Source organism: Pseudonocardia sp. (assembly GCF_025965585.1).
GTDB lineage: Bacteria > Actinomycetota > Actinomycetes > Mycobacteriales > Pseudonocardiaceae > Pseudonocardia.
Genome location: NZ_JAOPWR010000485.1, coordinates 1 through 4,550, shown reverse-complemented (window position 1 = coordinate 4,550; position 4,550 = coordinate 1). Strand labels below are relative to the sequence as shown.

The following is a 4,550-nucleotide window of genomic DNA, read 5'->3' as shown; positions in this document are numbered from 1 at the left end:
GGTGCGGGTCAGCGACTACGTCACCTCGTCGAGCATCACCCACCAGTTCGACGTGCCCGTCCGCCGCGAGGCGCTGGGCGCGATGGTGGCGGTCCCGATCGTCCACGGCGCCGGGGAGCGGCCACTCGCGATCGCGTACGCGGCGCTGCGCGGGCCGGGCGAGTTCGGCGACGCCGCGATCGACGCCGTGCAGCGCATCGCCGCCGACGCCGCCCACGCCGTCCGGCTGGCCGACCGCGCCGAGGCGGGACGACACACCGCGGTGGCTGCGGAGCGCAGGCGCATGCAGGCCTCGCTGCACGACTCGGTGGGCGCGATGCTCTTCTCGATCGGCGCGCAGGTGCGTGACCTGCGCACGACGCTGCCGGACAACCCCCTGCTGCGGTCCCGGCTGGGCCGGCTGGAGACCGACGTGTCGGCGGCGTCGCTGGCGCTGCGGGAGTCGCTGCTCGCCCTGTCGGAGTCCAGTCCCGAGCGCGCGCTGCCGATCGAGCTCGCCGAACACTGCCGCAGCTTCGAGGCGCGCACCGGCACTCCGGCCCATCTCGTCCAGCTCGGCGACGTGCGGCCGCTCGACGTGGAGCGCACGACGTTGCTGGTCAGTGCCGTGCGCGAGGGGCTGCTCAACGCCGAGAAGCACGCCGACGCCGCCACGGTGGTTGTCAGCCTGGGCGAGGCCGACGGCACGGTGCTCGTCGCGGTGGCCGACGACGGCGGTCCGGCGGACGGGTCCGACGAGCCGGGCTCGACCTGCGACGGCGCCGGGCTGGGCATCCGCCTGCTCGCGGAGAAGGCGGCCCGGCTGGGCGGTCGGGTGAGCCTCGTCCACGACGAGGACGGCGGCTCGACGCTGCGCATGATGCTCCCGGCCGTGCGATGAGGCAGTGCGATGAAGCAGTGCGACGAGCTGTGCGATGAGGGCGTGCGATGAGGGTGGGGCGATGAGAGCGGGCGCGATGAGGTGGCGGCGATGACGCCGTCGCGGGTGATGGTGGTGGACGACCACCCGGTGGTGCGCGACGGCGTCGCCCTGCTGCTGCGCGGTGAGCCGGCGCTGGTGGTGGTCGGCTCGGCGGAGAGCGGGCGGTCGGCGCTGGAGCGCGCGCCCGGCCTGCGCCCCGATCTCGTGCTGCTGGACCTGCGGTTGCCCGACATGCTCGCCCCCGAGATCGTGGCGGGTCTGCGCGACCTGGTGCCCGAGGCGCGCATCGTGGTGTTCACCGCGCACGGCGACCACGGCGGCGTCCAGGCCGCGCTCGACGCCGGCGCGCACGGGGCGCTGCTGAAGGACGCGGCCGCCACCGACCTCGTCGCGGCGCTGCGCCGGGTGCTGCGCGGGGAGCGCGTGTCCGACCCGCGGATGGTGCCGGGTGAGGCCGGCCGCAACGAGGCGCTGGCCCGCAGCGGGCTCACCCGCCGCGAGTACGAGGTGCTGGGGTTCGCCGCCCAGGGACGGACGAACCCCGAGATCGCGGACGCCACCGGGCTGGCGCGCAACACCGTGAAGACCTACCTGCAGGCGGCCCTGCACAAGCTCGGTGCCCGCAACCGCGTCGAGGCGATCGGCAAGGCGAGCGAGGCCGGGCTGCTCTGAGCCCGGCCGGCCCGGTCGGGTCAGTCCGCCCCGGCCTCGTCGTGCCCGCGCGTGCCGACGTCGGCACGCGCGGCCGAGGTCGTGGGAACCACCGGAGGTGGACCCCTCCTGCCCGCGGACCCGGGCGTGCTCCCGAGCGCGGTCCGGCGGTGGCGCGGGCGAGCTGACCTCGGTGAAGACCGACGACCTCGTGGCCGAGCTGGACTACAGCTCGCCCGGCGCGCCGCCCGCCCGCGGTGTCTACGTCGCCGAGGTCGACGCGAAGGCCGAGGGCGGCCTCACCGAGGTGGCGCCGCTGTACACCGCGCCGGACGCGGCGGGCTGCACGGCGCCCTTCCAGAAGTAGCCGGTACGACGACACGAGCGGCTCCCGGGGTTGTCCCGGGGGCCGCTCGGCCGTTTCTCCGGGTCGTTCTCCGGGGCGACCCGGACGCCGGCCCGGCCGCTCCGGAGCAGGCTCATGGGCATGGAGAACACCACCGCCACCGCCACCGCCCCGACGACCGACGCCCCCGGGACCACGGCGCCACGCCCGTCCTTCCGGATGTACCGCAGCCGCACCGACCGCATGCTCGGCGGCGTCTGCGGCGGGCTCGCCGAGGCCCTCGACGTCGACGCGGCGCTGGTCCGCATCGGTCTCGTCGCCCTGACGATCCTCGGCGGCGGCATCGGCATCCCGCTCTACGTCGCGGCCTGGATCCTCGCGCCTGAGGGCGCACCGGCCCCGGCGACGACCCTGGTCTGATGGTGGCCGAGCTGGTATCTGCTGGCCGCCGCGACGGCGCCGAGCGGAGCTATCGGCTCTCCGCATGAGGGTGCGCCGGGCGCGATCACCGTGCCGCCGAACGCCGCAGGGGCGGCACCCACCGTCACAACGTGACGGGGGTGCCGCCCCTGCGGGACGTGCGGGTACTACGAGGTGGCGGGACTCAGAAGTCCATGCCGCCCATGCCACCGGTGGGGTCGCCACCGCCGGCCGGACCGTTCTTCTCCGGCTTGTCGGCGATGACGGCCTCGGTGGTGAGGAACAGGGCCGCGATCGAGGCCGCGTTCTGCAGCGCCGAGCGCGTGACCTTGGCCGGGTCGATGATCCCGGCCTTGATCAGGTCCTTGTACTCGCCCGTGGCGGCGTCCAGACCCTCGCCCGCGGCCAGGCCGCGGACCTTCTCCGCCACGACGCCGCCCTCGAGGCCGGCGTTGATGGCGATCTGCTTGAGCGGAGCCTCCAGCGCGACCTTGACGATGTTCGCGCCGGTGGCCTCGTCACCGTCCAGACCGAGGCCCTCGAACAGGCCCGCACCGGCCTGGATGAGCGCCACGCCGCCACCGGCGACGATGCCCTCCTCGACGGCCGCCTTCGCGTTGCGAACGGCGTCCTCGATGCGGTGCTTGCGCTCCTTGAGCTCCACCTCGGTGGCCGCGCCCGCCTTGATGACCGCAACACCGCCGGCCAGCTTGGCCAGGCGCTCCTGCAGCTTCTCGCGGTCGTAGTCCGAGTCGGTGCGGTCGATCTCGGAACGGATCTGCTGGACCCGGCCCGCGATCTGGTCGGCGTCGCCCGCACCGTCGACGATGGTGGTCTCGTCCTTGGTGACGACGACCTTGCGGGCGCTGCCCAGCAGCGACAGGTCGGCGTTCTCCAGCTTGAGGCCGACCTTCTCCGAGATGACCTCGCCGCCGGTGAGGATGGCCATGTCGGCCAGCATCGCCTCGCGGCGGTCACCGAAGCCCGGAGCCTTGACGGCGACGGACTTGAAGGTGCCGCGGATCTTGTTGACGACCAGGGTGGCCAGGGCCTCGCCCTCGACGTCCTCGGCGATGATCGCGAGCGGCTTGCCGCCCTGCATGACCTTCTCCAGCAGCGGGAGGAGGTCCTTCACCGTGGAGATCTTGGAGCTGACCAGGAGGACGTAGGGGTCCTCGAGCTCGGCCTCCATGCGCTCGGCGTCGGTGACGAAGTAGGGCGAGATGTAGCCCTTGTCGAAGCGCATGCCCTCGGTCAGCTCGAGCTCGGTGCCGAACGTGTTCGACTCCTCGACGGTGACGACACCCTCTTTACCGACCTTGTCGATGGCCTCGGCGATCAGGGCACCGATCTCGGTGTCACCAGCAGAGATAGAAGCGGTTGCCGCGATCTCTTCTTTGGTCTCGATCTCTTTGGCGTTCGAGATGAGCTCGGCGATGACGGCTGCAACAGCCTTCTCGATGCCCTTCTTCAGGCTGATCGGGTCGGCGCCGGCCGCGACGTTGCGCAGACCTTCGCGAACCAGGGCCTGGGCGAGAACCGTAGCGGTCGTCGTTCCGTCGCCAGCGACGTCGTCGGTCTTCTTGGCGACCTCTTTGACGAGCTCGGCACCGATCTTCTCGTAGGGGTCGTCGAGTTCGATCTCTTTCGCGATCGACACACCATCGTTCGTGATGGTGGGCGCGCCCCACTTCTTTTCAAGTACAACGTTGCGGCCACGCGGGCCGAGTGTCACCTTGACCGCGTCGGCCAAAATGTTGAGACCGCGTTCGAGGCCGCGTCTGGCCTCTTCGTCGAAAGCAATAATCTTTGCCATGTGTGTTTCTCGTCCCTCCCGGGCGTCATGAAAGATTCATAAAGGTTTAGCACTCAGCATGCACGAGTGCTAAGACCAATACTGGCACTCGACAGGTGAGAGTGCAAGTGACGCCCGGCGGACGAGGGGCAGATCGGATGCCCGGCCGGAGGTCAGGCCAGCCGCACCGCTTCGGCCTGCGGACCCTTCGATCCGGTGCCGACCTCGAAGATCACCTGCTGGCCCTCTTCGAGCACCTTGTAGCCACCCATGTCGATGGCGGAGTAGTGGACGAAGACGTCCTGTCCGCCACCCTCGACAGTGATGAAGCCGTAGCCTTTTTCAGCGTTGAACCACTGGACGGTTCCGTTCGCCATTGTTACTCCCAGTTGCTGTGTTGCTCACCATCATTCCGA

Annotated in this window: 6 protein-coding genes; 4 read left to right on the top strand and 2 right to left on the bottom strand. The window is 70.9% G+C overall.

The features are described 5' to 3' along the window. From JWR81_RS30000 to JWR81_RS29985, 4 genes are all read left to right on the top strand, one after another. On the top strand, positions 1–880 hold an 880-nt coding region (locus JWR81_RS30000; RefSeq protein ID WP_297660527.1), incomplete at its 5' end, for an ATP-binding protein. Between the two features lie 90 nt (positions 881–970). Beyond that, entirely contained in the window at positions 971–1,594 is a 624-nt protein-coding gene (locus JWR81_RS29995) for a response regulator transcription factor (protein ID WP_297660524.1), read from the top strand. 172 nt (positions 1,595–1,766) lie between these two features. Beyond that, on the top strand, positions 1,767–1,940 hold the full coding sequence (locus JWR81_RS29990) for a hypothetical protein (RefSeq protein ID WP_297660521.1): 174 nt from the start codon (positions 1,767–1,769) through the stop codon (positions 1,938–1,940). A 198-nt stretch (positions 1,941–2,138) separates the two neighbouring features. Further along, the gene (locus JWR81_RS29985; RefSeq protein WP_297660530.1) at positions 2,139–2,339 is read left to right on the top strand and encodes a PspC domain-containing protein; all 201 of its coding nucleotides are present in this window, start codon (positions 2,139–2,141) and stop codon (positions 2,337–2,339) included. 184 nt (positions 2,340–2,523) lie between these two features. Here JWR81_RS29985 and groL read toward each other — a convergent pair whose 3' ends face one another. Both groL and JWR81_RS29975 read right to left on the bottom strand, forming a co-directional pair. Further along, the gene (gene groL / locus JWR81_RS29980) at positions 2,524–4,155 is read right to left on the bottom strand and encodes a chaperonin GroEL (RefSeq protein WP_297660518.1); all 1,632 of its coding nucleotides are present in this window, start codon (positions 4,153–4,155) and stop codon (positions 2,524–2,526) included. A 152-nt stretch (positions 4,156–4,307) separates the two neighbouring features. Then, the gene (locus JWR81_RS29975) at positions 4,308–4,511 is read right to left on the bottom strand and encodes a cold-shock protein (protein WP_297660515.1); all 204 of its coding nucleotides are present in this window, start codon (positions 4,509–4,511) and stop codon (positions 4,308–4,310) included. Positions 4,512–4,550: the final 39 nt, after the last annotated feature.